This window comes from Streptomyces sp. NBC_00234, assembly GCF_036195325.1.
Lineage (GTDB): Bacteria > Actinomycetota > Actinomycetes > Streptomycetales > Streptomycetaceae > Streptomyces.
In genome coordinates, this window is the sequence record NZ_CP108101.1 from 3,812,388 (window position 1) to 3,836,510 (window position 24,123).

At 70.7% G+C, this 24,123-nt stretch carries 23 protein-coding genes; 9 read left to right on the plus strand and 14 right to left on the minus strand.

Features of this window, described 5'->3' with window-relative positions; all coding sequences use genetic code 11:
* Nucleotides 1-49 precede the first annotated feature (49 nt).
* From OG230_RS16505 to OG230_RS16520, 4 genes are all read right to left on the minus strand, one after another.
* On the minus strand, nucleotides 50-1,369 hold the full coding sequence (locus OG230_RS16505) for a hypothetical protein (protein ID WP_328910980.1): 1,320 nt from the start codon (nucleotides 1,367-1,369) through the stop codon (nucleotides 50-52).
* Nucleotides 1,366-1,941, minus strand: a complete 576-nt coding sequence (locus OG230_RS16510) for a SigE family RNA polymerase sigma factor (RefSeq protein WP_328910981.1) — start codon at nucleotides 1,939-1,941, stop codon at nucleotides 1,366-1,368. Before OG230_RS16510 ends, OG230_RS16505 begins: the two co-directional genes overlap by 4 nt.
* A gap of 357 nt (nucleotides 1,942-2,298) precedes the next feature.
* Nucleotides 2,299-3,363 (minus strand): aspartate-semialdehyde dehydrogenase, encoded by a 1,065-nt coding sequence (locus tag OG230_RS16515; protein WP_328910982.1) that lies wholly within the window; start codon nucleotides 3,361-3,363, stop codon nucleotides 2,299-2,301.
* On the minus strand, nucleotides 3,360-4,631 hold the full coding sequence (locus OG230_RS16520; protein WP_328910983.1) for an aspartate kinase: 1,272 nt from the start codon (nucleotides 4,629-4,631) through the stop codon (nucleotides 3,360-3,362). Before OG230_RS16520 ends, OG230_RS16515 begins: the two co-directional genes overlap by 4 nt.
* 373 nt (nucleotides 4,632-5,004) lie before the next feature.
* Here OG230_RS16520 and OG230_RS16525 point away from each other — a divergent pair, with 373 nt between their 5' ends.
* Nucleotides 5,005-5,415 carry a PPOX class F420-dependent oxidoreductase gene (locus tag OG230_RS16525; RefSeq protein ID WP_328910984.1) on the plus strand — a complete coding sequence of 137 codons (411 nt, stop codon included), beginning with the start codon at nucleotides 5,005-5,007 and terminating at the stop codon, nucleotides 5,413-5,415.
* Nucleotides 5,416-5,563: 148 nt separating this feature from the next.
* Here the strand turns inward: OG230_RS16525 and OG230_RS16530 are convergent, their stop codons facing one another.
* From OG230_RS16530 to OG230_RS16540, 3 genes are all read right to left on the minus strand, one after another.
* Nucleotides 5,564-6,223 (minus strand): DUF5063 domain-containing protein, encoded by a 660-nt coding sequence (locus OG230_RS16530; RefSeq protein ID WP_328910985.1) that lies wholly within the window; start codon nucleotides 6,221-6,223, stop codon nucleotides 5,564-5,566.
* 65 nt (nucleotides 6,224-6,288) lie between these two features.
* On the minus strand, nucleotides 6,289-6,888 hold the full coding sequence (recR, locus tag OG230_RS16535) for a recombination mediator RecR (protein ID WP_328910986.1): 600 nt from the start codon (nucleotides 6,886-6,888) through the stop codon (nucleotides 6,289-6,291).
* A 78-nt stretch (nucleotides 6,889-6,966) separates the two neighbouring features.
* Nucleotides 6,967-7,302 (minus strand): YbaB/EbfC family nucleoid-associated protein, encoded by a 336-nt coding sequence (locus OG230_RS16540; RefSeq protein ID WP_328911423.1) that lies wholly within the window; start codon nucleotides 7,300-7,302, stop codon nucleotides 6,967-6,969.
* Between the two features lie 310 nt (nucleotides 7,303-7,612).
* Here OG230_RS16540 and OG230_RS16545 point away from each other — a divergent pair, with 310 nt between their 5' ends.
* Nucleotides 7,613-8,401, plus strand: coding sequence for an SLATT domain-containing protein (locus OG230_RS16545; RefSeq protein ID WP_328910987.1), 789 nt, complete (start codon nucleotides 7,613-7,615; stop codon nucleotides 8,399-8,401).
* A 54-nt stretch (nucleotides 8,402-8,455) separates the two neighbouring features.
* Here the strand turns inward: OG230_RS16545 and OG230_RS16550 are convergent, their stop codons facing one another.
* The 3 genes from OG230_RS16550 to OG230_RS16560 all read right to left on the minus strand — a co-directional run bounded on the left by OG230_RS16550 (nucleotide 8,456) and on the right by OG230_RS16560 (nucleotide 11,395).
* The gene (locus OG230_RS16550) at nucleotides 8,456-9,106 is read right to left on the minus strand and encodes a hypothetical protein (RefSeq protein WP_328910988.1); all 651 of its coding nucleotides are present in this window, start codon (nucleotides 9,104-9,106) and stop codon (nucleotides 8,456-8,458) included.
* Between the two features lie 82 nt (nucleotides 9,107-9,188).
* Nucleotides 9,189-9,926, minus strand: coding sequence for a GntR family transcriptional regulator (locus OG230_RS16555; RefSeq protein ID WP_328910989.1), 738 nt, complete (start codon nucleotides 9,924-9,926; stop codon nucleotides 9,189-9,191).
* Nucleotides 9,927-10,030: 104 nt separating this feature from the next.
* Entirely contained in the window at nucleotides 10,031-11,395 is a 1,365-nt protein-coding gene (locus tag OG230_RS16560) for an aspartate aminotransferase family protein (protein WP_328910990.1), read from the minus strand.
* Between the two features lie 238 nt (nucleotides 11,396-11,633).
* Between OG230_RS16560 and OG230_RS16565 the strand changes: the two genes are divergently transcribed.
* The 4 genes from OG230_RS16565 to OG230_RS16580 all read left to right on the plus strand — a co-directional run bounded on the left by OG230_RS16565 (nucleotide 11,634) and on the right by OG230_RS16580 (nucleotide 15,518).
* Entirely contained in the window at nucleotides 11,634-12,227 is a 594-nt protein-coding gene (locus tag OG230_RS16565) for a type 1 glutamine amidotransferase family protein (RefSeq protein WP_328910991.1), read from the plus strand.
* Nucleotides 12,224-12,706: a MarR family winged helix-turn-helix transcriptional regulator gene (locus tag OG230_RS16570; protein WP_328910992.1), complete on the plus strand. Its 483-nt coding sequence runs from the start codon at nucleotides 12,224-12,226 to the stop codon at nucleotides 12,704-12,706. The genes OG230_RS16565 and OG230_RS16570 overlap by 4 nt, the downstream gene beginning before the upstream one ends.
* Nucleotides 12,707-12,773: 67 nt before the next feature.
* Entirely contained in the window at nucleotides 12,774-13,394 is a 621-nt protein-coding gene (locus tag OG230_RS16575) for a hypothetical protein (RefSeq protein ID WP_328910993.1), read from the plus strand.
* Between the two features lie 138 nt (nucleotides 13,395-13,532).
* A complete protein-coding gene (locus tag OG230_RS16580; RefSeq protein WP_328910994.1) occupies nucleotides 13,533-15,518 on the plus strand; it encodes an Ig-like domain repeat protein in 1,986 nt (661 codons plus the stop codon).
* Here OG230_RS16580 and OG230_RS16585 read toward each other — a convergent pair.
* Nucleotides 15,508-16,968, minus strand: coding sequence for a helix-turn-helix domain-containing protein (locus OG230_RS16585; RefSeq protein ID WP_328911424.1), 1,461 nt, complete (start codon nucleotides 16,966-16,968; stop codon nucleotides 15,508-15,510). The two genes, OG230_RS16580 and OG230_RS16585, sit on opposite strands and share 11 nt — an antisense overlap.
* Nucleotides 16,969-17,317: 349 nt before the next feature.
* Here OG230_RS16585 and dnaN point away from each other — a divergent pair, with 349 nt between their 5' ends.
* Nucleotides 17,318-18,433 carry a DNA polymerase III subunit beta gene (dnaN, locus tag OG230_RS16590; RefSeq protein ID WP_328910995.1) on the plus strand — a complete coding sequence of 372 codons (1,116 nt, stop codon included), beginning with the start codon at nucleotides 17,318-17,320 and terminating at the stop codon, nucleotides 18,431-18,433.
* A 79-nt stretch (nucleotides 18,434-18,512) separates the two neighbouring features.
* Here the strand turns inward: dnaN and OG230_RS16595 are convergent, their stop codons facing one another.
* On the minus strand, nucleotides 18,513-19,397 hold the full coding sequence (locus OG230_RS16595; RefSeq protein ID WP_328910996.1) for a glycoside hydrolase family 19 protein: 885 nt from the start codon (nucleotides 19,395-19,397) through the stop codon (nucleotides 18,513-18,515).
* A 255-nt stretch (nucleotides 19,398-19,652) separates the two neighbouring features.
* Between OG230_RS16595 and OG230_RS16600 the strand changes: the two genes are divergently transcribed.
* Nucleotides 19,653-21,182: a substrate-binding domain-containing protein gene (locus OG230_RS16600; RefSeq protein ID WP_328910997.1), complete on the plus strand. Its 1,530-nt coding sequence runs from the start codon at nucleotides 19,653-19,655 to the stop codon at nucleotides 21,180-21,182.
* A gap of 62 nt (nucleotides 21,183-21,244) precedes the next feature.
* Here OG230_RS16600 and OG230_RS16605 read toward each other — a convergent pair whose 3' ends face one another.
* Nucleotides 21,245-22,528: an adenylosuccinate synthase gene (locus tag OG230_RS16605; protein WP_328910998.1), complete on the minus strand. Its 1,284-nt coding sequence runs from the start codon at nucleotides 22,526-22,528 to the stop codon at nucleotides 21,245-21,247.
* Between the two features lie 185 nt (nucleotides 22,529-22,713).
* Between OG230_RS16605 and OG230_RS16610 the strand changes: the two genes are divergently transcribed.
* Nucleotides 22,714-23,562, plus strand: coding sequence for a diacylglycerol kinase (locus OG230_RS16610; protein ID WP_328910999.1), 849 nt, complete (start codon nucleotides 22,714-22,716; stop codon nucleotides 23,560-23,562).
* Nucleotides 23,563-23,572: 10 nt separating this feature from the next.
* Here OG230_RS16610 and OG230_RS16615 read toward each other — a convergent pair whose 3' ends face one another.
* Nucleotides 23,573-24,076: a GbsR/MarR family transcriptional regulator gene (locus tag OG230_RS16615; RefSeq protein ID WP_328911000.1), complete on the minus strand. Its 504-nt coding sequence runs from the start codon at nucleotides 24,074-24,076 to the stop codon at nucleotides 23,573-23,575.
* Nucleotides 24,077-24,123: the final 47 nt, after the last annotated feature.

Genomic DNA, 24,123 nt, shown 5'->3' on the forward strand with positions numbered 1-24,123 from the left:
GGCCCGGTGCGGGCCGTCCCCCTTCTCGTTCTCGCTTCTCACATCACGCTCACGGAGAGGCGGTGAGCACTCCCGTGCGGTAGATCGTGCCCGCACAGGCATTTTCGATCTTCGTCTCCGCCGTCGGCGCACCCACCTCCGGGGTGTGCGTCACCGCGATGCTGCCGTCCGCGATCCCGCCGTCCTCGTCGGCGAACTGCGCCTCCGTGTCCGTCGGGGTCGTGCCCTCGCCCGTGGAGCCGCCGACGCCGTCCGTCGGGGTGGGGCTGGGCGAGGCGCCGTCCGTCGGGCACGTGTCCGAGGGCACCCAGGCGAACCGCACCTCGTACGCCATGGCCGGCTTCAGCATCACCGTGCCGGGCTCCAGCGAGGGATCGGGCAGCCCGGCCGCCGCGTCCCCCGCGGTGTGCTGCACGACCTGGATCTTGAGCGGGTCGGCCGCTCCCATCGCCTGCACACCCACCGAGCCGTCGCTGCTCACCGAGCAGTCGTCGCCGGACACGTTGGAGATCCGGAAGGTGCCGTACACCGTGCCGTCCGCACCGGCCGCGCCCGACTCGGCCGAGACGACACCCAGCTGGTTCGGCTCACAGCTGGGCATGGCGGCCACTTCGGAGCGCGGGGTGTCGGCGACGCCGCCGATGACCTTGGGATCGGGGGCGGTGCCGCCGGCCGCCGAGGGGGACGCGGAGTTGCCCGGATCGCCCTTGCCGCCGTCGGTCACCGTGTCGGCGGGCCCGGGGTCCTCGTCGGTGCCGGGCTCCTCGCCCGCCTCCGAGCCGCTGCCCCCGTGGGCCTCCTCGCCGTGACCGGCTATGGCGGAGTTCACGCCGGCGCTGCCGTCCGAGGTCGCGACGTGCACGAACGCGGGTACGGCGGTGCCGATCAGCAGGGCCGCCGCGGCGGCCCCGACGACGGCCTGCCGCCGCCGCGCCCGCCGGGCGGGCACCGCGCGGTGCAGGTGGTCGAGGGTGCCGTTGGAGGGCTGGAGGTCCTGGACGGCTCCCCGCAACAGGCGGCGCAGGGCGACCTCGTCGAGGTCGCCTTCCGCGTCACCGCTGCCGGTCCCGCTCCCCGGCTGTGCGCCGAAGAGACCGGTCAGCACGCTCGCATCCGCCGCGGCGGCTTCGTTCTCCGCCGGCTTCCGGGCCTGACGGCCGGCCGGGCCGAGGGTGGGTTCCAGGCCGGGCCGCAGTACGGGCTGCGGGTCCTCGTCCCGTTCCGGTTCGAACTCCGGTCCCGGTTCCGGCGCCTGGCCGCCTGCGGACTCGGCACCGTCCGAGGGGGCGTTCGGTGTGTTTTCCGACCCGTGGTTCACAATTCCGTTTCCAGTCCGGTCGTTCTCACGCCTGTGCTCGGGGCCACTCATGCCTGCGCCTCCATCACGACGCGCAGCGCCGCGATGCCTCGGGATCCGTACGCCTTGACCGAGCCCAGCGATATGCCCAGGGTCTCCGCGACCTGGGCCTCCGTCATATCCGCGAAGTAGCGCAGCACCAGCACCTCGCGCTGGCGTCGCTGCAGCCCCTTCATCGCCTTGATCAGCGCGTCCCGCTCCAGCTGGTCGTACGCCCCCTCCTCCGCGCTCGCCATGTCCGGCATCGGCTTGGAGAGCAGCTTCAGCCCGAGGATGCGGCGACGCAGTGCGGAGCGGGAGAGGTTGACCACCGTCTGGCGGAGGTACGCGAGCGTCTTCTCCGGGTCACGTACCCGATTGCGCGCCGAGTGCACGCGGATGAACGCCTCCTGCACCACGTCCTCACAGGAGGCGGTGTCGTCCAGCAGCAGGGCCGCGAGGCCGAGCAGCGAACGGTAGTGGGCGCGATAGGTCTCGGTGAGGTGATCGACCGTGGTCCCCGCTGCCACCGTCTCGTCAGCGCCCTCGCGCTGCGAAGGCAGCCGAGTCGAACGCGCAGCGGGCATGGGCGCAATCACCGGCATACCGCCGGGTGCGCGGGGCCTCCGGAGCGGACGCAAGGAAGCGCCTCGCAACGGGCCCACCACTGTGATGTCGAGAACCTCTGCCACGCCAGTTGGACACGCTTCCCCCCGTCAGGGTTGTACGCGTGCGCCACCGCGTTTGGCGCTGTGCGACATGCCCTCATACGTACCTGCTCTTCCCCGAATGCCCCATTCATGCGCCCCGCCACGCAAGAGTGACGGCATAGACGCACCCGCTCGACTCGCGGTTGCAGAAGGCCAGGAGATCATCGTCGGATACGGCAATGTCCCAGCTCAAGAGGTTCAGACCCGCTACTTGCTCACAAGGAACGCACAGATCCTACAAAACCCGCGCGATCAGGTCCGGGGAAATTCGGCCGCCACCGACTCGGCGATCTGGGCGACGTTCAGTGCCGCACCTTTTCGGAGGTTGTCGCCGCAGACGAACATGTCGAGGGCGCGGGGATCGTCCATCGACTGCCGCACGCGCCCGACCCAGGTCGGATCCGTGCCCACTACATCGGACGGGGTGGGGAAGTCACCGGCGGCCGGGCTGTCGAAGAGCACGACCCCGGGGGCGGTCGCCAGGATCTCGTGGGCGCGGTCGACGGTGACCTCGTTCTCGAAGCGCGCGTGGACCGACATCGAGTGCGTCGCGACGACGGGGACGTACACACAGGTCGCGGCGACCCGCAGACCCGGCAGGTCCAGGACCTTCCGGCACTCCTCGCGGATCGCGAGCTCCTCGGACGACCAGCCGTTTCCGGCATCGACACCCGCCCACGGCACGACGTTCAGCGCCACGGGCGCGGCGAAGGGGCTCGCCTCGCCGTCCCCGAGGGCACGTCGTACGTCCCCGGGGTGCGTGCCGAGCTCCGTACCGGCCACCAGCGACAGTTCCTCGCGCAGCGCCGCGACGCCCTCGCGGCCCGCGCCGCTCACCGCCTGGTACGAGGAGACGATCAGCTCCTGGAGCCCGAACTCGGCGTGCAGGGCGCCGACGGCGACGATCAGCGACAGGGTCGTGGCGTGCGGGGACGCGACGATGCCGCGCGGCCGGAGCCGGGCGGCATGGGGGTTGATCTCGGGAACGACCAGCGGCACGTCGTCGTCCCTGCGGAAGGCCGCCGAGTCGTCGATGACCACGGTGCCCTTGGACGCGGCGACCGGCCCCCACTGGGCGGACACCTCGTCCGGCACCAGGAAGAGGGCCACGTCGACGTCGTCGAACACGTCCTCGGTGAGGGCGAGGACCTCGGTCTCCTCACCGCGGACGACCAGCTTGCGGCCGGCCGAGCGCGGCGAGGAGATCAGCTTCACGTCGCCCCAGACATCCGCGTGCTGCGAGAGGATCTGGAGCATGACGCCGCCGATCACCCCGGTCGCACCGACGACCGCGAGCGAAGGGCGGCTGTGCGTCATCGTCCGGTGCCTCCGTAGACCACGGCCTCGTCGGAGTCGCTGTCGAGTCCGAAGGCGGTGTGCACGGCGCGCACTGCCTCGTTGACGTCGTCGGCGCGGGTGACCACCGAGATGCGGATCTCGGATGTCGAGATGAGCTCGATGTTCACACCCGCGTCGGAGAGGGCCTCGAAGAAGAGGGCCGTGACGCCGGGGTTGGTCTTCATACCCGCGCCGACCAGGGAGATCTTGGCGATCTGGTCGTCGTAGCGCAGCGAGTCGAAGCCGATCGCGCCCTTCTGCCGCTCCAGGGCGTCGATGGCCTTGCGGCCCTCGGACTTCGGGAGCGTGAAGGAGATGTCCGTCAGACCCGTCGACGCGGCGGAGACGTTCTGCACCACCATGTCGATGTTGACTTCCGCGTTCGCGATGGTGCGGAAGATCGCGGCGGCCTCGCCCGGCTTGTCGGGCACGCCGACGACCGTGACCTTGGCCTCCGAGACGTCGTGGGCGACTCCGGAGATGATCGCGTGCTCCACCTGCTGGTCCCCTTGCGGCTCGTTGCTGACCCAGGTGCCGCGCAGTCCGGAGAAGGACGAGCGGACGTGGATCGGAATGTTGTAACGGCGTGCGTACTCGACGCAGCGGTGCAGGAGCACCTTGGAGCCGGACGCGGCCAGCTCCAGCATGTCCTCGGAGGAGATCCAGTCGATCTTCCGGGCCTTCTTCACGACCCGCGGGTCGGCGGTGAAGACACCGTCCACATCGGTGTAGATCTCACAGACCTCGGCGTCCAGCGCCGCCGCGAGTGCGACGGCGGTGGTGTCGGATCCACCGCGGCCGAGGGTGGTGATGTCCTTCTTGTCCTGGGACACGCCCTGGAACCCGGCGACGATCGCGATGTTGCCCTCGTCGAGCGCGGTACGAATCCGGCCCGGCGTGACATCGATGATCCGCGCTTTGTTGTGAACCGAGTCGGTGATGACGCCGGCCTGACTGCCCGTGAACGACTGGGCCTCGTGGCCCAGGTTTTTGATCGCCATGGCCAGCAGCGCCATGGAGATCCGCTCTCCCGCGGTCAGCAGCATGTCGAACTCACGCCCGGCAGGAATCGGGGAAACCTGCTCGGCGAGATCGATCAACTCGTCCGTCGTGTCGCCCATCGCTGACACCACGACAACCACCTGGTTGCCGTTCTTCTTGGCATCGACGACTCGCTTGGCGACGCGCTTGATGCCCTCGGCATCGGCTACGGAGGAGCCTCCGTACTTCTGCACGACAAGGCCCACGTGCGCTCCTCGCTCAATTCAATAGTGCGGTCGGCTCAGTTTAACGAGCAGCCCGGAATCGCCTCGTCCTTACCAGATGGTGAGATGTCCCGCCCACCACGTGGTCCGGCGTGTCGACCCGAACTGCCCGTACGAGGTTGCTGCCCGCCGAACGCCGGGCCACGCCCCTTTGTGTCCCAGCCCACACCGACGAGGGCTCACACCTGCCCCGGGCCGCTGTCCGGTGAGCTCACGTGCGGCCCCCTTTCCGCGCAAGAAACGGGATCACTTCCACGATAGGTCGATGTGTACCGGATCTCAGGTGCTGCGGCGCACTCCCGCGCCCGTCGGCGGCGTCTCGGCACGGCAACGTCCCCTGAGTAGGCTCATGTTCATGCCAGTCACTTGGAACGACGCCGTTCGAAGGCTCCTGGACGAGCCCATTCCCGCCGTCCTCGCCACCGTGAACGCCGACGGAAGTCCGCAGACATCGGTGGTGTGGATCACCCGGGACCACGACGACATCCTGATCTCCACCGCGGAGGGCCGCCGCAAGGACCGGAACGTGCGCCGCGACCCGCGCGTCAGCCTGACCGTGTACGACCCGAAGGACCCGCTCCAGTACGTCGAGATCCGCGGCGTGGCCACGGTCGCCGCCGACCCCGGCCGGGCACTCGCCGTCCGCCTCGCGGAGGAGTACGAGGGACCGGGAGCCGGCGAGGACTTCCTGTCGCTCCCGCCGGAGGTGATCCGCATCGTGATCCGGATCGCGCCGCAGCACGTGGTGGGGACGGCCACCGAATGACGAACGCCGGGGTGGTGCCCGTGTGGGCACCACCCCGGCGGTTTCACGGGGTCCGTCGGTTACCGACCTCATCGGCCGTCACCACGCGGTCACAGACGCGCGCGTCACCGATCTCGCCCTTCAGCTGTACGGGAGCCCGCGGGCCGGGCTACTTCACCGGCCGCAGCCCCAGCGGCCCCGCGATCTCCTGGACCATGACGCGGCCGGCTTCCTCGGCCAGGTCCTCGTCGCCCGGGTCCTGGTCCGTGTCCAGGCCGTCGAGTTCTTCGAGGGGCTGGTTCAGGCGGATGTGGGCGATGAGGGACTGGAGGGCGCGCAGGGTCGCGGAGGCCGTGGAGCCCCAGTTGGAGAAGTACGAGAACTGCCACCACCACAGCGCCTCGGCGGTGCGGCCCGCCTCGTAGTGGGCCAGGCCGTGGCCGAGGTCCGTGACCAGGTCGGCCAGGTCGTCGGAGATGCGGTGCGGGACCGGGGCCTTGCGGGGCTCGTACGGGTCGAAGACCTCGGAGTAGACGTCGATCGGTTCGAGGAGGGCCGCGAAGCGTTCGCGCAGGCCGTCCGCGTCCGGCTCGGGACCGAGGTCCGGCTCGTAGCGCTCGTCGGGCAGGACGTCCTCGTACGCACCCAGCCTGCCGCCGGCCAGCAGGAGCTGCGAGACCTGGAGGAGCAGTACGGGGACGGCCTCTTCGGGCTCCTCGACCTTGGACACCTCGGTGACCGCGACGATGAACGTCTTGATCTGGTCCGCGATCTGGACGGCGAAGTCGTCCGGGTCCTGCGTGACGGAGTTCAGCGTGGCGTCAGACATCGAGGGGACCTCCCGTAGGCACGGTCTCGAACGGTGATCGGGGCCTGAGAAGCACAGCGCAGGTGTCAGACATCCAGGAGTCGCCTGCCTTCGAACGCGCGGCCCAGGGTGACCTCGTCCGCGTACTCGAGGTCGCCGCCCACGGGCAGGCCGCTGGCCAGCCGGGTCACCCTCAGGCCCATCGGCTTGACCATCCGCGCCAGGTACGTCGCGGTGGCCTCGCCCTCCAGGTTGGGGTCCGTCGCCAGGATCAGCTCCGTGATGGAGCCGTCCGCGAGCCGGGCCAGCAGCTCGCGGATACGCAGATCGTCGGGACCGACGCCCTCGATCGGGCTGATCGCGCCGCCGAGGACGTGGTATCGGCCCCGGAACTCGCGGGTCCGCTCGATCGCGACGACGTCCTTGGGCTCCTCGACCACGCAGATGACCGTCAGATCGCGGCGGGTGTCCCGGCAGATGTTGCACTGCTCCTGCTGCGCGACGTTGCCGCACACCGAACAGAACCGGACCTTGTCCTTGACCTCCAGGAGGGCATGGGCGAGGCGGCGTACGTCGGTGGGCTCGGCCTGCAGGATGTGAAAGGCGATCCGCTGCGCGCTCTTGGGACCGACGCCGGGCAGCCTGCCCAGTTCGTCGATGAGGTCCTGAACAACGCCTTCGTACACGGAACGCCTCTCTCCTGCTGTGCTGCTCTGCTCGTACCGTAGTTGGTACGCCTGGGTATCAGTAGGTCTCGGTCCGGGTCAGAAGGGGAGACCGGGCATACCGCCGAGACCCTGCGCGAGCGGGCCCAGCTTCTGCTGCTGGAGCGCCTGCGCGTTCTCGTTCGCTGCCTGGACGGCGGCCACGACGAGGTCGGCGAGCGTCTCGGTGTCCTCCGCGTCCACGGCCTTGGGGTCGATCACCAGGGCGCGGAGCTCGCCGGAGCCGGTGACCGTGGCCTTCACGAGGCCGCCGCCCGCCTGTCCGTCGACCTCGGTCCTGGCCAGTTCCTCCTGGGCCGCGGCAAGGTCCTGCTGCATCTTCTGGGCCTGCTGGAGCAGCTGCTGCATATTCGGCTGACCACCACCGGGAATCACGGTCACTCCTGGCATTTCGACGACAAATGTTTCGGTATGCCGAGCCTACGTGCTCACCGGTCGCCGCGCCCCACTCGCCGGGGACCAACTCTTTCGGGTGAGATTTGGAATGCGGTATTCACCCTCCTATACCTGATCACAGGCCGTGCGCACGCAGGAATCCTGCGATTTCGACTCCGCGGCCCACCATTCGGCGGTAGGAAGGGCATGCGTATCAGTACACCCAGGCGCCTCAGCGGTAACGCAGAGTTACCCGGAGCCACCCAGAGAACCCACGTCGTTCCTACGCAGAGTGCAGAGGAGTGCCCCGGTGAGTCAGCCGGAGATGCAGCCCGAGGGGCCGCCCCGCAAGGAGTCCGGCGAGGGAACCGGTGGAGAAACCGGAACTGAGCGCTCCGTTTCAACTCCGGAGATGGGGGCGCCCAGGGACCTCACGGTCCGGGCCTTCCCGCTCGGAGACTGGGGCGAGCCCGCCGAACGTCTCGACGAGCTCTACCGCTGGGTCGAGGACGGTGCCCTGCGCACCGCGGACTGGTATCTGCACGACCGCCTCCGCAAGCGCCGCGCCGCGCGGGCGCTGCGGCTGGGTACGGCGGCCGGGGCGGTCGCCGGGGCGGCGCTGCCGCTGCTCGATCTGACGGGCGCGCTGGACGGGGCGGCGGGCTGGGGCTATCTGTCGCTGCTGCTGGGTGCCGCGTGCGTGGCGTGCGACCGGTACTTCGGACTGACCTCCGGATGGATAAGGAATCTCGCCACCGCGCAGGCCGTGCAGCGGCGGCTCCAGGTGCTCCAGTTCGACTGGGCGTCCGAGTGCGTCCGGGAGGTGCTGGGGCCGACCGAGGGCACGGCGAGCGAGGCCGCGGAGCGGTGCCTCGGGGTGCTGCGGCGGTTCTCCGAGGACGTCACGGAGCTCGTACGGTCCGAGACCGCGGACTGGATGGTGGAGTTCCGGGCCGGGCCCGCTCCGCTGGGGATGCAGTCGATGGTGCCGGGGGGTGCGGGGCGGGCGGAGCCGGGGGGATCGCTCGGGCGGTTCGCGCTGCCGACCGTCGCCCGGCCGAACATGCCTCGGCAGAGGCCGCCGGAGCCGCCGCGGTAGGGCGGACGGGGTTACCGGGGCCATCCCGGGACGGCCCCGGCACGGGCGCGGCGGTCAGCTGAAGATGATCATGGAGCCTTGGGCAAGGCTTCTCGTCGCCGCCGCGTGCAGGCCCAGCCAGACGTGGCGTTCGCGGGCGAACGGGTTGTCGTCGGGGCGCATCGGACCGGCCGGCTCCTCCAGCGTGGTCGGACCGATGGGCGGGAGCGGGGCGGCCGGCGGGTTGGCCGGGTCGATGCCGATCGACGGGCCCACGAACTCCAGCTCCCGCAGCAGACCGTGCGAGGAGCCCAACGGGCCGCCGCCCTCCAGCAGTTCGTCGTTGGTGAGCGGGGCGGAGAAGTCCACCGGGACGTACGCCCCCGCGTGGTCGTAGTGCCAGACCAGGTGCGACTGCTGCGCACTCTGCTCGAACATCTCCAGCAACTGCTCGTAGTCCCCGCCCAGTTCGTCGACGGGAGTCACGGCGAGACCGCTCAGCTGGAGGAGGTAGGCGCGGCGCAGGAAGTGCAGCGCGTCGTAGTCGAACCCCGCGACCGGGGCGACGTCCCCGGTGAGGCCCGGCATGTAGGCGTAGACGGGGACGGGCGGCAGTCCCGCGTCGCCCAACGCCTTGTCGTAGGAGGCGATCTCTTCGGCGAACGGGTTGTCGGGGCTGTGGCACAGCACGTCGACGAGGGGGACCAGCCACAGGTCACAGGCCACGAATGCTCGCTCTCCAACGGGTTCGTGCGATGGTCGGGACAGCGTAATGCGGACGGAACGTCCCGCACAGAGCACCTCCCGACTATTCCGCCGGTCCTGCCGTCCCCGCACCGTGACCCGGGTGCGCCGGGTCCCCGGCCGCGAGCCGGTCCGCCCACTTCAGGCCGTGCTCGTTGTACGCGTCGAGCACCGCGCGTACGGCGTCCGCGTCCGCGTCCATGATCGCCTCCACCAGTTCCTGGTGGCCGCTCCACAGCCAGTCCAGTACGTCGGCGTCCCCGCGCAGGTACGGCACGGCGAACACCCACGCCTGGACCCGCAGGCGGTGCAGGAAGTCGGTGATGTAGGTGTTGGCGACGATCGTGCCGAGCTCACGCCAGAAGCGCAGGTCGTAGCCGATCAGTATGTCGAGGTCGCCGGAGCGGGCCGCCCGTGCGGCTTCCTCCGCCCGTCGGCGTACGGAGACGAGCGTGTCGCGGTACGGGGCGAGGCGGGCGCGGGCCGGCTGCGGCCCCTGGAAGACGCCGCGGAACACCCCGTCGATCACGAGCGCGCGGGCTTCCACCATCGACCGGTAGTCGGCCACGCCGAACTGGCGCACATGGAAACCGCGGTGCTGGTCCGATTCGAGGAGGCCCTGCGCCGCGAGGTCGAAGAGCGCCTCGCGCACCGGGGTCGCGGAGACCCCGTACTGCTCCGCGATCTGCTTGACGGTGAACTCCCGGCCCGGCTGCAAGCGCCCTGCCAGCACCTCGTCACGCAGTGCGTCCGCGATCTGCTGCCGCAGCGTATTGCGGGTCACGCCTCCGCTCGCGCGCATGGCGCCCCCTCCCCTTCTCGACTTTCGGTCACCTTAAGCCAGGCGCGGCTGCCCGGATCCGGGCAGGTGACACCGTAGAGGGAGGGGGCGTGGTGCGGAACTCGTTACGCGGTGTGCTCGTCGGCGACCGAGAGGGCCGCGTCCAGGGCCGCCAGACCCTCCTTCGCCTCCGCCTCGGTGACGTTGCAGGCGGGCACGGCGTGGGTGCGGTTCATGTTGATGAAGGGCCAGAGGCCGTTCTTCTTCGCCGCCGCGCCGAAGGCCGCCATGGGGGCGTTGTCCGCGCCCGCGGCGTTGTACGGGACCAGGGGTTCGCGGGTCTCCCTGTTGCGGACCAGGTCCAGCGCCCAGAACGCGCCGAGGCCACGGACCTCGCCGACGGAGGGGTGGCGCTCGGCCAGCTCGCGCAGGCCCGGGCCGAGGACGTTCTCACCGATGTGGGCGGCGTTCTCGATGACCTTCTCGTCCTCCATCACCTTGATGGTGGCGACGGCCGCCGCGCAGGCCAGCGGGTGACCGGAGTAGGTCAGTCCGCCCGGGTAGGGGCGGGTCTCGAAGGTGGCGGCGATCTCGGCGTTGATCGCGACTCCGCCGAGCGGGACGTAACCGGAGTTGACGCCCTTGGCGAAGGTCATCAGGTCGGGGACGACGTCGTAGTGGTCGGCGGCGAACCACTTGCCCGTACGGCCGAAACCGGCCATGACCTCGTCGAGGACGAAGACGATGCCGTACCGGTCGCAGAGCGCGCGGACGCCCGCGAGGTAGCCGGGCGGCGGCGTCATGATGCCCGCCGTGCCGGGGATCGTCTCCAGGATGATCGCCGCGATGGTGGACGGGCCCTCGAAGGCGAGGGTGTCCTCCAGGTGCTGGAGCGCGCGGGCGCACTCCTCGGCCTCGGTCTCGGCGTAGAACGGCGAGCGGTAGAGGAACGGCGCCCAGAAGCGGACGACGCCGGCCGAGCCGTTGTCGGACGGCCAGCGGCGCGGGTCACCGGTGAGGTTGATCGCGGTGGAGGTGGCGCCGTGGTACGAGCGGTACGCGGAGAGCACCTTCGTACGGCCGGTGTGCAGCCGGGCCATGCGGACGGCGTTCTCGACGGCCTCGGCGCCGCCGTTGGTGAAGAAGATCTTGTCCAGGTCGCCCGGGGTGCGCTCGGCGATGAGGCGTGCGGCCTCGGAGCGCGCCTCGATCGCGAAGGCGGGGGCGAAGGTGGCGAGCTTGCCGGCCTGCTCCTGGATCGCGGCGACGACGGTGGGGTGCTGGTAGCCGATGTTCGTGTAGACGAGGCCGCTGGTGAAGTCCAGGTAGCGGTTGCCGTCGTAGTCCCAGAAATACGCCCCCTCGGCGCCGGCGACGGCGAGCGGGTCGATCAGGCCCTGGGCGGACCAGGAGTGGAACACGTGCGCGCGGTCGGCGGCCTTCACGGCCGCTCCGGCCGCGGAGTCGACATACGGGGCATGAGGGGTCATGCCGCGAGCGTAGGTCCTGGTGAGGGCGTGCTCCATGGCCACCTTGTATGGAGTGTGGCGTTCGGTTCGGCAGGGTGTCGGGTCCGGTGGCGGGTCCCGTGCGGTCGGTACGGGTCCCGTACCGCGTGGCGGGTCCCGTACCGACCTCCCATGCGATTGACAGCATGCTGCCTTCATGACAGCCTACTGTCATAGCGCATGCAGTGAAGGTCCCGCGTTTCGAGTCCTGGAGGTCGCCATGACCCGCACGACCGTTCATCTGGCCGTCTACGACACCTTCGCCGACTGGGAGACCGGGCACACCACCGCCCATCTCACGCAGAACGGCTTCACGGTGCGGACCGTCGGGCTCACGACGGAACCCGTCACCACCATGGGCGGGGTACGCGTCCAGCCCGATCTGGCCCTCGACGAGCTGCGGCCCGAGGACAGCGCACTGCTCCTCCTGACCGGGGCGAACCTCTGGGACACCGGCGAGGAGCTGGCGCCCTTCGCCCGCACGGCCCGCGCGTTCCTCGACGCGGGGGTGCCGGTCGCGGCGATCTGCGGGGCGACGGCCGGACTCGCACGCGAGGGCCTGCTCGACGACCGGGCGCACACGAGCGCCGTCTCCTTCTACCTGGCGGCCACGGGGTATGCGGGGGGTGCGCGGTACGTCGACGCGGACGCGGTGACGGACGGCGGCCTCGTCACGGCCGGGCCGACCGAACCGGTGGCGTTCGCGCGGGAGGTGTTCGGGCTGCTGGGGGTGTACGAGGCGGAGAAGCTGGATGCCTGGTACCGGCTGTTCCACGACTCCGACGCGAGTGCGTACGAGGTGTTGGCGGGATGAGCGGCTCCGCCGACGACCAGGAGCGGCTGACCCGGACGGCACTCGGGGTGTTCCGGCTGAACGGCCAGTTCCTCGCGGTGTCCGAGGAGTTGGCCCGGCCCGCCGGGCTCACCGCGGCGTGGTGGCAGGTGCTCGGGGCGGTACTGCGCGAGCCGCTGCCGGTGTCCGGGATCGCGCGGGCCATGGGGATCACGCGGCAGAGCGTGCAGCGGATCGCGGATCTGCTGGTCGGGAAGGGGCTGGCGGAGTACGTGCAGAATCCCGCCCACCGCCGCGCGAAACTGCTCCGCCCGACGGAGGAGGGCCGGGCGGCGGTGTCCCGGATCGGCCCCGGCCACGCGGAGTTCGCCGCGCGGCTCGCGAAGGAGCTGGGGGCGGAGGGGTTCGCGGAGACGGTACGGGTGCTGGAGCGGCTGTCGGCGGCGGTGGACGCGGTGGGCGGCGCGGCCGGGGAGACGTCGGCGCCCCGGTCCGGTTGAACGGCTCCGGCCGGGCCCGTGGCCGGTCGTACGGAACCGGGACCCCGGGCCGCACGTCCCCCGGTACATGCTGACCATCCTGGGGATACTCTTCGCCGTCGCCCCGGCCGTCGTCTGGATGACGATCGCCCGCACCCGCGGCATCGGCTTCGCGATCGGCGGCGCGCTCCTGGCCGGAGCGGGCCTGCTGATCGGCGTCCAGCAGGGCTGGATCGACGCCCCCCGGGCCGACGCGCATCTCGTGTACACGGCCCTCGCTCCCCTGCTCGTCGCCTGCGGCGCGGGTCTGGAGCGCCGGCACGAGAACACCCCTCCGCCGGAGTGGATTCCGCGCCGCAACGGCGCCATCGGCTTCCTGGGCGTGCAGTTCGCCCTCACTCTCGTGGTCGGCCTGCTGTACGCCGTGATGCTCAGCGAAGGCTCGGACGCCCCGCCGGCGAGGGCCGTACCCGCGCTCCCGCCCGGCATCACCATGGTCTCCGAAGGCACCGGTTGCGGGTCCGGCGGCTGTTACCGCCTGGTGGAGGTCGCCAGCGAGGACGGCCTGACCCGCCCGGAGATCATCCGGACACTGGACCTCCAGAAGGAAACCTGCCGCCCCAGCGGCTGGCTGCTGGACTGGCGCGACGTATGCGTCGGGGCGAACGACAACGGCAGGAACGTCGTCGTCTACGCGGCCTGGAGCTGACGGGGCACCACCCCGTCCCCCCGGGACGCATATTCCGCGGCCACTGTCCGCGCCATGCCATACCCTGCGATCCGGGCCGCACCCCTCTCTCATCTCCGGGTGCCACGCGGCCCACTTACCGTGGGGGTAACAGACACTGTGCGTACGCGCAGAATTTCGACCGCGACAGCGCTCGCGGTCCTCTTCAGTTCAGTCGTTCTGGCCGGCGGTGCCGCGAGTCCGGCCGCCGCCGACAGCAGCGCGATCCTGCCGATCATGACGGCGGGGGACATCGTGGTGGACGGCGTCCACCAGAAGATCTTCATCAGCGACCCGTACAGCGGCACGCTCGTCGCCACCGACTACGCGGGCCGGGTCCTGGCCACCCTGACCGGACTGCCGGGTGTGGACGGGCTGGCCCTGTCCGCCGATTCGGGGCAGGTGTACGCGGCGGTCCCGGGCGACGACTCCATCGTCTCCATCGAGACGCAGACGGTCACACGGACCGCCCGGTACGCGACCGGCGAGGGGACGGATCCGGAATCCCTCGCGCTCGCGGGCGGCAAGGTCTGGTTCGGATACGGCTTCGAGGACAAGGGCAACCTCGGCTCGCTGGACCTGTCCGGTCCCGAGCCCGTGGTGGTCCTGGGCCAGGACGACGCGAGCGGCTGGCGCGGAGCCCCGGAGCTCGCTGCCACACCCGGCGCTCCGAACACCCTGGCAGCCGGGGACGAGACCACGTCCTCGGGCCTGCTCGGGATCTTCGACGTCGCCACCGGCACGGCCGTCCGCACCGCCTTCACGGCCGACTCGTACGGCAGCACCAAGGACCTCGCGCTGACCCCGGACGGCACTCACCTCGTCACGGCCAACGTGGCCGACCGCCACTTCGTCCGGCAGACCACGGACCTCGCGGAGGTGGGGTCCTACCCCACCGAGCACTACGCCAACGGTGTTGCCATCGCGGCCGACGGCACGGTCGCGGCGGGAAGCGACTCCTGGTACGACCCGGACGTGCACGTCTTCAAGCCCGGCGCCTCGACGCCGGTCAGGCAGTACGACTTCCCCAACACCGGGGACAGCAGTGGTGCGGACACCCTGGCCCAGGGCGGCCTGGCCTGGGAGCCGGGCGGCAGCCGGCTGTTCGCCGTGTCGGGCAACAGCCGGGGCCAGTTCTCCCTCCGCGTCCTGACCGAGCCCACCAAGTCGGCCACCACCGTCACGGTGAACGCCCCGGCGACGGCGACCCGCGCCAAGCAGCTCACCGTCACCGGCAAGGTCGACTCGAACACGCCGTTCCCGGTCGGTGCCAGGATCGCGGTGACCCGCGTCGACATGGAGTCACCGAAGGGCACGTCGCCGAGCTCGGTCGCCCTGCGCACGGACGGCACCTTCTCGTTCACCAACTCCCCGCCCGCGGGCGGCAAGGTGACGTACAAGGTGGCGTACGCGGGTGACGCCACGCACTCCGCGTCCTCCGGATACGACTCCGTCGCCGTCTCCCGGGCCGCCACCGGTCTGACGCTGAACCGCAACAAGTCGGTCTACTCGTACGGCAAGGACGTCACGTTCACGGCGCACCTCGGCACGACGTACAAGAACCGTGTGGTCGAGCTGTGGGTGGACCCCTTCGGTTCCGACAAGCCGAAGAAGCTGGTCCGCACGGGCACGGTCAACTCCAGCGGCAATCTGTCCGTCGTCGTCGACATGAAGCGGGACACGGCCGTCACCGCCGTGTTCCGGGGCGACTCGCGCTACGCGCCGAAGTCCGTGAAGTCGACCGCGTACGCCAGGGTGAAGGTGTCGACCTCCGTCACCAAGGAATACAAGAACGCGAAGATCGGCACCAGGTCGTACGCGTACTTCCACAAGTCGACCGACCCGGTCTTCAACACGACCATGAGCTACTACAAGGGCCGCTCGCACAAGCTGTCCCTGGAGCTCTACTACAAGGGCACCTGGTACGACGTGGGCTGGGACTACTTCAAGCTCTCCACCAGCGGCCGGACCTCCATCACGCTGAACGGCACCCACGACACCGGTTACAAGATGCGCGTGCGTTCCTCGTACGTGAACGGGTCCTCCGGCGACAGCGTGAACAGCACCACGCACGGCAGCTGGAAGTACTTCATCTTCACGAAGTGAGATCCGCGGCCCGGAACGCCAGCCACAGGTCGTAGCGGGCGCTCGGGGTCCTGAGCAGTGAGCGCTGGAGCGCCGCTTCGAGCCGGGTGAGCCGCTTGCGGGCACCCGGCACGGAGATGCCCAGTTCCGCCGCCGTGGGACCGAGGCGGCCCTCGCACGCGAGCCAGGTGCGCAGGGTCGCCTCCGCCGTCGCGCCGGCCGGGTCCAGCGCACGCATCTGCTCCGCCGCCCACGCCTGGAGGGCGGGGCCGGCCAGCAGCCCGTCGAGGTCCGGGGCATCCCCGGGAGCCGGGTCGCCGGGGTGCGCGGGCCGGTGCCGGGCGGGTGTCGCCCTGACGCGGAGGGCCAGGTCGAGTGCCGCCTGGTCGGCGAGCCGGTCCAGATCCAGGCCGAGCAGGTCGCCGATCAGCCGCAGCCGGGCGGTCAGCGTGTTGCGGTGGATCTTCAGGTGCTGTGTGGCACCGGAGGAGAACGCGAGCCAGGAGCCGAGGGTCGCCGCCAGTTCCTGGCTGCCCGGGTCCTGGGAACGCCTCGGCCGGTAGGCCAGCAGCGGGCCGAGCAGGGCGTCGGCCCACCGGGTACCCGCGCTGCCGACGACCAGGGCTGGTTCCGGCGAGAGGCCGAAGCAGGAATGACGGCTGGGGAGTCCGCGGGCCACGGCGAGTGCGTGGAACGCCTGCCGGTATCCGGTCGCGGTGTCGGACAGCGGTACCTCCTCGCTGATCCCGACGACCGAGTCGTCCACGAGAGCGGCGACGGCCAGGTCCAGCGGAGTGCCTTCCGCCTTCTCCCCCGCGGGCATCACGAGGATCAGATGCCGTGCGTACACGGGACACCGCACGATCCACGACCGGCCGCCCGAGACGTCCGAGCAGACCCGCGCCACCTCGTCGCGGCTCCCGCCCGAGCACTCGACCACGCACACCTGCACCGGGTCGGGCAGCCTCGGCCGCAGCGCTCCCGCCACCTGGTGCGCGATGGACAACTGACCCGTCATCAGGAGGTGCAGGACCGCTTCCCGCCCCCGGGACTCGGCGAGGTCGACGCGGCGGCGCTTGCGTTCGACGGTCTCGGACTCCCAGCACAGGGTCAGGGGCATCATCACGTCGGCCAGCAGCGTGGCCAGCCCGGCGGGCAGGGGCCGGGGCGCGAGGACGGCGAGGACGGGGACGGACGTGCCCGGCGGTCCGTCGAGGGGGAACAACAGGCCGGTGTACGTGTCCTTGTCGAAGGAGTACGCGCGAGCGCCCCGGTCCCTCAGCACCCCCACGCCCTCGGCCGCCAGCGCGGCGGCCTCCCGGAGCACGTCCGGGAGCAACCCCGCCTGCGGCGTGGCCGCGGCGTGCAGCACCGTGCCGTCGGAGTCGAGGAGACCGGCCCAGCCCTCCGCACGCAGGGCGAGCCACCGCAGCAGCTCCGCCGTCCCGCCGGCGCGGGCCAGGCGGTGCATCCGCAGTACGTTCTCGGCCCGCTCCGGCGCGTGCACCAGGTCCCCCGTCCGGCTGTCCGTTCCACTGAAATCGGAGCGAAGCGTACCGGTTCGACTGTGCGAACTGATACCCCGCGAGCGCGACGGAGGGCGAAGTGAAGCTCCCCGTCCGCCGGGCGGACCCCTAGAGTCCGAACGTGTCCCGGCCTTCGGGGGAAGCCGGGCACGCAGGGGGCATCGGAGGGAGCGCGGCGGCGGCGGCCCACGGGGGTGGTCGCAGTCGTCGGCTCCCGTCCGGTGGCAGCAGGGGAATTGTCAGTGGCGTCCCCTAGCGTCGGCACTCCGGTGACCGATGAGGAGAAACCCCACCATGGAGTTCCGCATTGAACGTGGTGCACTGACCGATGCCGTCGCCTGGGCCGCCCGGGTGCTGCCCACCCGGTCGCCCGTACCCGTCCTGGGCGGGCTGCTCCTCTCGGCCGAGGACGGCCGACTGCGCATCTCCGGGCTCGACTTCGAGGCTTCGGCCCGCATCGACGTGGAAGCGGAGATTCTGCGGCCCGGCCGGGTGCTGGTGATGGGGCGCAGGCTCCTCGACATCTGCAAGGTGCTGCCCGAGGGCGCCGTCGAATGTGCGGTGGAGGGCTCGCGTTTCGCGGTCACGGGGGACGGCGCCCGCTTCGGTCTCTCGGTGCTGCCGCTGGACGACTACCCGGCCCTGCCCGTGCTGCCGGAGGTCCGCGGGGCCGTGGAGGCCGCCGAGTTCGCCGCCGCGGTCGCCCATGTGACGGTGGCGGCGGGGCGGGACGACACCCTGCCCACGCTCACCGGTATCCGGCTCGCCCTCGACGGGACGACGATGACGCTGGCGGCCACCGACCGGTACCGCTTCGCGGTGCGCACCCTGCCCTGGAAGGCGGCGGAGCCCGGTGTCACCGCCGATGTCGTGGTGTCGGCCCGCCGACTGACCGAGATCGCCCGCTCGCTGGGCCGCTCCGGCCTCGTCAGCGTCGCCCTGGACTCCGGCTCCGCCGGCTTCGAGCACGCGGGGATGCGGACGACGGTGCGTCTGCTGGACGGCCGGCTGCCGCGCCACGACAAGCTGTTCGCGATGGCGGACCCGGCGCTCGCGGTGACCGACCGGGCGGGGCTGGTGGAGGCCGTCAAGCGGGTGTCGGTGGTGGCGGACGGGGACAGCCCGGTCCAGCTGACCTTCTCGGCCGCCGACGGCACGGTGCTGCTCCAGGCGGGATACGAGGACGACGTGGCCGCGCAGCGGCTGCCCGCCACGCTGGAGGGCGCCGACGGGATGACGGTGGCGTTCAACCCCTCGTACCTGATGGACGCGTTGGCCTCCTTCGAGGAGCCGGTGGTCCGGCTGCACCTGCTGGGGCCGGGCCAGCGCGCGATGATCACGGGCGATCCGGTCCCGGCGGGGACCACGCACCAGCATCTGCTGATGTCCGTGAAGCCGCCGCTGGTGTAGGTGCGGGTCCGGACACCGGAGCGGGGGGCGCGCCCCGGCCTGAGCCGGGCGCACCCCCCGTCCGGGTGGGGGCCGTCGGTCAGCAGCTCAGGTTCGAGCCGGTGGTGGTGCCGAGGATCTGGGTGAAGGCCCGGTACTTGTCGATACGGCTCTGGACCTGGGCGGGGTTGCCGCCGTTGCACTCCAGGCTGCCGTTGATCGAGCGGATCGTCTCGCCGAATCCGGCGCCGTTGACCATGGCGTTGTGGGCCGTCATGGTGCCGGGGCCGTTCTGGGTGTTCCAGTACCAGAGGCCGGTCTTCCAGGCCACGGAGGCGTTCTGCTCCACCAGGTACGGGTTGCCGAGGAGGTCGATGCCGAGGGCGTCGCCCGCCGCCTTGTAGTTGAAGTTCCAGCTGAGCTGGATCGGGCCGCGGCCGTAGTACGCGGCCTGGCCGGCCGGGCAGCCGTAGGGCTGGCTGCTGTCGCAGTAGTGGGGGTAGTTGGCCTGGTTCTGCTCGACGACGTGGACGAGCCCGCCGGTCTCATGGCTGACGTTGGCGAGGAACGCCGCCGCCTCCTGGCGCTTGACCGTGTCGCTGCCGGTGTTGGCGAAGGCCGGGTAGGCGCTCAGGGCCGCGGTCAGTCCGCTGTAGGTGTAGAAGGAACTCCGGCTCGGGAACATCTGGTTGAACTGCGCCTCGCTGACGACGAAGCCGGAGGGGTTGGGCTCGCCCGGGTCCGTACCGCCGCAGGTGCCGCTGTCGGCCCAGACGTCGGCGGTGCCCGGGGTCTCGTTCTGGGTCCACCACTTCGCGGACCAGTTGTGCCCGTTGTAGGAGGCGGTGCCGCCTCCGGTGTAGACGGACGAGGCGTTCCAGGCCGGGGCGCAGGTGGCCGCGGCGGCCGTCGTGGCGGGGAGGATGACGATCGTCGCGACGACCGCGCCCAGCGCGGTCAGCAGACTCAGGACGCGTCTGATCAATGTGATCACTCCTTCGGTGCGGCGCAACGGCTGCCCGTGCGCCGCCATGGGGGGTGCCCGACACTCAAGCGGAATGGTCTGTACCTGTCAAGGTCTAGACCAAGGTTGGCGGATACCCCGGCGAACAACCGGCGAACTTCAGTCGACGGGACCTCTCCGCGCCTCCCAACTCCCTTACCGCGCACGTACGGTGGCGCGAAATGATGGCCGCGCCAGGCGCACGCCCGTGCGCGTCGGGGGGAGTGCGAGAAAGCCGTGGAGTGGTTCAGCGCCGAGAACGTCGTGGCCGTCCTCACCGCCGTACTGGGCGTCCTGGCCTCCGTCGGGGTGCTCTGGTACGAGCGCCGGGTGCCCCGCCGCAAACGCATCGGCTACCGGGTCCAGATGGACACTCCGATAGGCAGCGACGTCAGCCAGGGGCGGGCCAACGTGCGGCTCGGACTCTTCAACGAGACACCGGACATGGCCGACGCCACGCTCGTCCTGCTGCGCGTCGAGAACGACGGCTCGCAGTCCATCGCCGACAGCGACTACACCGGCCGCGAACTGCACGGCCTGACCGTCGAGTTCACCGGCCGCACCGTGCGCGGGATCGCGGTCACGCAGTCACCGAACGCCGACCACCTGATGGAGCACTTCACCCCGGCGGGCGGGATGCGGCACAGCGGGCCGCTGATCCGGCTGCCCCGCGTACCGCTCAACCGCAACGAGCACTTCAAGCTGCTCGTCCTGCTCACCGGCGCGAACGTGGGCAGCCCCATCACCGTCACCGGCGGCATCCGGGACGGTGTGGTGGCGCCGAACAAGGCCGCACGCCCCGACGAGAAGCCGCCCCTCTTCGGCCGGGCCGCCCGGCTGATCACCGTGGCCCTCACCGTCTGCGTCGTCACGCTCGCCTCGATCATCCTCGTACGGGACGACAGCCCGCCGCCGATCGGCTGCGCCGGGGGCGAGCTGACGGTCACCGGCTCCACCGCGTTCGCCCCGGTCGTACGCGAACTGGCGGAGAAGTACGAGAAGGAGTGCGAGGGCTCCACCATCCATGTGGACGCGCACGGTTCCAACGCCGGCATACGGCAGCTCGCCGATCAGGGCGCCAAGGAGGCGAGCTCCGGCGCCCCCGCCCTGGTCGCCCTCTCCGACGGACCGAAGCCGGACGGCTATCCGCAGCTGCGCGAGACCCGGGTCGCGGTCTCGCTCTTCTCCCTCGTCCTCAACGACCGGGTGCAGGTGCGCGACCTCTCCCTGGAGGACATCCGGAGGATCTACCGGGGCGACATCCGTAACTGGAAGGCCCTCGGCGGTCCCGACCTGAAGGTCCTGCTGGTGAGCCGCGACGCCAACTCCGGCACCCGCGAGGTCTTCCAGCGGCGCGTACTGGGCCGCAACGAGCCCGCGCAGTCCTCCCGCGACTGCGCCACCAAGGACGACGCGCAGGCCGCGGTCACCCGCTGCGAACTCGACAGCACCGAACAGGTGCTGTCCACCGTGGCCAGGCTCCCCGGAGCCATCGGCTACAGCGAACTGCGCGCCGGAACCCCGCTGAACGGACTGCACCAGCTCGCGATCGACGGCACCGCCCCGTCCGTGGACACGATCGGGAGCAGCGACTACCCGTACCGCGAGATCGAGTACGCCTACAGCTACGGCCAGCCGCCCGCGGACTCGCTGGCCTCCAGCTTCCTCGGCTATCTCAGCCGGGGCAGCGGCCAGGACGTCATCCGGACCCACGGACATCTGCCGTGCGCGACCCCCAAGGGCCTGCGGATCTGCGGCGCGGACTGAGGACGCCGGGAAACGCGGGAGGGCCGGGACGCATGCGTCCCGGCCCTCCCGCGGCTTCCGGTCTAGAGGAAGGAGTTGATCTCGATCGTCTCGGTACGGCCGGGGCCGACACCGATCGCCGAGATCGGAGCGCCCGACATCTCTTCGAGCGCCTTCACGTAGCCCTGCGCGTTCTTCGGCAGGTCGTCGAAGGTCTTGGCCTTCGTGATGTCCTCGGACCAGCCCGGCAGCATCTCGTAGATCGGCTTCGCGTGGTGGAAGTCGGTCTGGTTGTACGGGAGCTCCTCGACGCGCTTGCCGTCGATCTCGTACGCGACGCACACCGGGATCTGCTCCCAGCCGGTCAGCACGTCCAGCTTCGTCAGGAAGAAGTCGGTGAGACCGTTGACCCGGGTCGCGTAGCGCGCGATCGGGGCGTCGAACCAGCCGCAGCGACGGTCACGGCCGGTGGTGACACCGCGCTCGCCACCGATGCGGCGCAGCGCCTCGCCGTCCTCGTCGAGCAGTTCCGTCGGGAACGGTCCGGCGCCGACGCGCGTGGTGTACGCCTTGAGGATGCCGATGACCCGGCTGATCTTCGTCGGGCCCACGCCGGAACCGGTGCAGGCGCCGCCCGCGGTCGGGTTCGACGAGGTGACGAAGGGGTACGTGCCGTGGTCGACGTCGAGCAGCGTTCCCTGGCCACCCTCGAAGAGGACGACCTTGCCCTCGTCGATGGCGTTGTTCAGGATCAGCGTCGTGTCGGAGACGTACGGCTTGAGCCGGTCCGCGTAGGTGAGCAGCTCTTCGACGATCTTCGCGGATTCGATCGCGCGCCGGTTGTAGAGCTTGGCGAGGATCTGGTTCTTGAAGTCGAGGGCCGCTTCGACCTTCTGGACGAGGATCGACTCGTCGTAGAGGTCCTGGACCCGGATGCCGACGCGGTTGATCTTGTCCGCGTACGTCGGTCCGATCCCGCGACCGGTGGTACCGATCTTGCGGGAGCCGAGGAAGCGTTCCGTCACCTTGTCGACGGTGACGTTGTACGGAGTGATCAAATGAGCGTTACCGCTGATCAGAAGCTTGGACGTGTCGACGCCTCGCTCGTTCAGACCGTTCAGCTCGGAGAACAGCACGGCCGGGTCGACCACGACACCGTTACCGATGACCGGGGTACACCCCGGCGACAGGATTCCGGAGGGGAGGAGATGCAGTGCGTACTTCTGGTCGCCCACGACGACCGTGTGGCCGGCATTGTTGCCGCCCTGGTAGCGCACTACATAGTCCACGGATCCACCGAGGAGGTCGGTGGCCTTCCCCTTGCCCTCGTCACCCCACTGAGCACCGAGCAGCACAAGTGCGGGCACAGGCGTACACCCCTTCCGGGCGGGGCATGTCCAAGGTCAGGGGGCGTACGTAAAGGTGTACCTGCCGTACGACGATGTACGGCAAAGCCTGAGCCGTCGAACCGGGTGCCCCGGAATAGACGAAGCCCCTGGCGCAATAGCGCAAGGGGCTCTTGCACCAAGATGCTACCCGAGGAAGGACCGAGGTGTCGGCTGCAGAGCCCCCCGGCGACGGCGACCACCAGCTTCTGGTGCTCATCGACCCGGTTGCCCGCCGGACCGACGGCGAGTCCGTCCGTATCGCGAAGGACGTGCTGAGCGCCGGCTCGCACGCCAAGATCTGCCTTCCGGACACGCCGGAGGAGTTCGTCCGGGCCCTGTCCAGGCGGGGCGGGAGACGGCCGGTGGTCGTCGGTGACGACCGGTCGCTGCTGCGCGCCGTGGCCCACCTCCACCGGGAGCGCGAGCTCTCCGAAGGCGCCCTCGCCCTGGTCCCGGTGGGCGCCGCCCCCGCCCTGGAACTCGCCCATGCCCTCGGCGTGCCCCGGGGCGCGGTGGCCGCCGCCCGTTCGGCGCTCGACGGCACGGTCCGCCGGCTGGACCTGCTGGTCGACGACAGCGACGGCGTCGTCCTCGGCACGCTGCGCATCCCCGCCCCGCCCCCGTCCTCCGGGACCTCGCACACGGGCGTCACGGCGGTCTGGGACACCTGCCGCTCACTGGTGGCCTCACTGGTCCGCCCCGCCCCGGCCGGGGCCCACACGCCGCCGCGTACGCACCGCCTGCGCGTGGAGGCGGACGGAGTCCTGCTCAACGACCTGGACCGCCCCGTCACGGGCGTCTCGGTGACCGCGCAGGGCGACGGCGGCCTGGCCGACGTGGTGATCCACACCGCACCGGGCCGTACGGAGTCCAGGGAGGCGAAGGCCGTCACGGTCTCCGGCGCCGACTTCCGCTACCTGGCCGACATAAACGTCACCGGACCGGTCCGCACCCGGACGTGGACGGTGCGGGCCGGGGCGTGGTCGCTGATACTTCCGGCGAGCGCGGAGTAGGGCGTCCCGTTCAGGCGTCCAGGGACGCGCGGTGGGCGCGCCAGCGGTCCATCATTCCCACGAGCTCCGACTGCACGAACTCGAAGAAGGCCGCGGTCTCGGCGAGCCGGACCCCGGCAGGGGTGTCCTCGCCGAGGGTGCGGGCGCCCTCCTTGAGGGTCTCCTCCCAGCGGGTGAGCACGCGGTCCCGGCTCGCGAAGGTGGTGTACCAGATCTCGTTGTGCAGGCGGTAGCGGTCGCGGCGGGAGCCCGGCTCGCGCTCCCTGCTCACCATGCTGACCTGGGTCAGGTAGCTGACCGCGCCGGAGACGGCGGCCGGGCTGATCTGCAGGGCCAGCGCGAGCTCGGCCGAGGTCATCGAGCCGTCGTCGTCCGCGAGGAGCGCCGCGAAGACGCGCGAGGCCATGCGCTGCATGCCCGCCTCGGTCATGTCGGCCGCGAACCGCTCGACGAACCGCGACACGGCCTCGTCGTCGCGCCCGTCCGCGCTGGATTCACCGGTTTCGCTGGTCATCGCCTCATCGTCTCCCCATCGCCCCCGCACTCGATCACGCTCTGGAT

Coding starts and splice junctions, on each gene's coding strand:
- OG230_RS16510 (WP_328910981.1), bottom strand. CDS start 1,941: ATGCCGGTGATTGCGCCCATGCCCGCTGCGCGTTCGACTCGGCTGCCT.
- OG230_RS16530 (WP_328910985.1), bottom strand. CDS start 6,223: ATGTCTGACGCCACGCTGAACTCCGTCACGCAGGACCCGGACGACTTC.
- OG230_RS16565 (WP_328910991.1), top strand. CDS start 11,634: ATGACCCGCACGACCGTTCATCTGGCCGTCTACGACACCTTCGCCGAC.
- OG230_RS16615 (WP_328911000.1), bottom strand. CDS start 24,076: ATGACCAGCGAAACCGGTGAATCCAGCGCGGACGGGCGCGACGACGAG.
- OG230_RS16525 (WP_328910984.1), top strand. CDS start 5,005: ATGCCAGTCACTTGGAACGACGCCGTTCGAAGGCTCCTGGACGAGCCC.
- dnaN (WP_328910995.1), top strand. CDS start 17,318: ATGGAGTTCCGCATTGAACGTGGTGCACTGACCGATGCCGTCGCCTGG.
- OG230_RS16505 (WP_328910980.1), bottom strand. CDS start 1,369: ATGAGTGGCCCCGAGCACAGGCGTGAGAACGACCGGACTGGAAACGGA.
- OG230_RS16515 (WP_328910982.1), bottom strand. CDS start 3,363: ATGACGCACAGCCGCCCTTCGCTCGCGGTCGTCGGTGCGACCGGGGTG.
- OG230_RS16575 (WP_328910993.1), top strand. CDS start 12,774: ATGCTGACCATCCTGGGGATACTCTTCGCCGTCGCCCCGGCCGTCGTC.
- OG230_RS16560 (WP_328910990.1), bottom strand. CDS start 11,395: ATGACCCCTCATGCCCCGTATGTCGACTCCGCGGCCGGAGCGGCCGTG.
- OG230_RS16570 (WP_328910992.1), top strand. CDS start 12,224: ATGAGCGGCTCCGCCGACGACCAGGAGCGGCTGACCCGGACGGCACTC.
- OG230_RS16585 (WP_328911424.1), bottom strand. CDS start 16,968: ATGCACCGCCTGGCCCGCGCCGGCGGGACGGCGGAGCTGCTGCGGTGG.
- OG230_RS16555 (WP_328910989.1), bottom strand. CDS start 9,926: ATGCGCGCGAGCGGAGGCGTGACCCGCAATACGCTGCGGCAGCAGATC.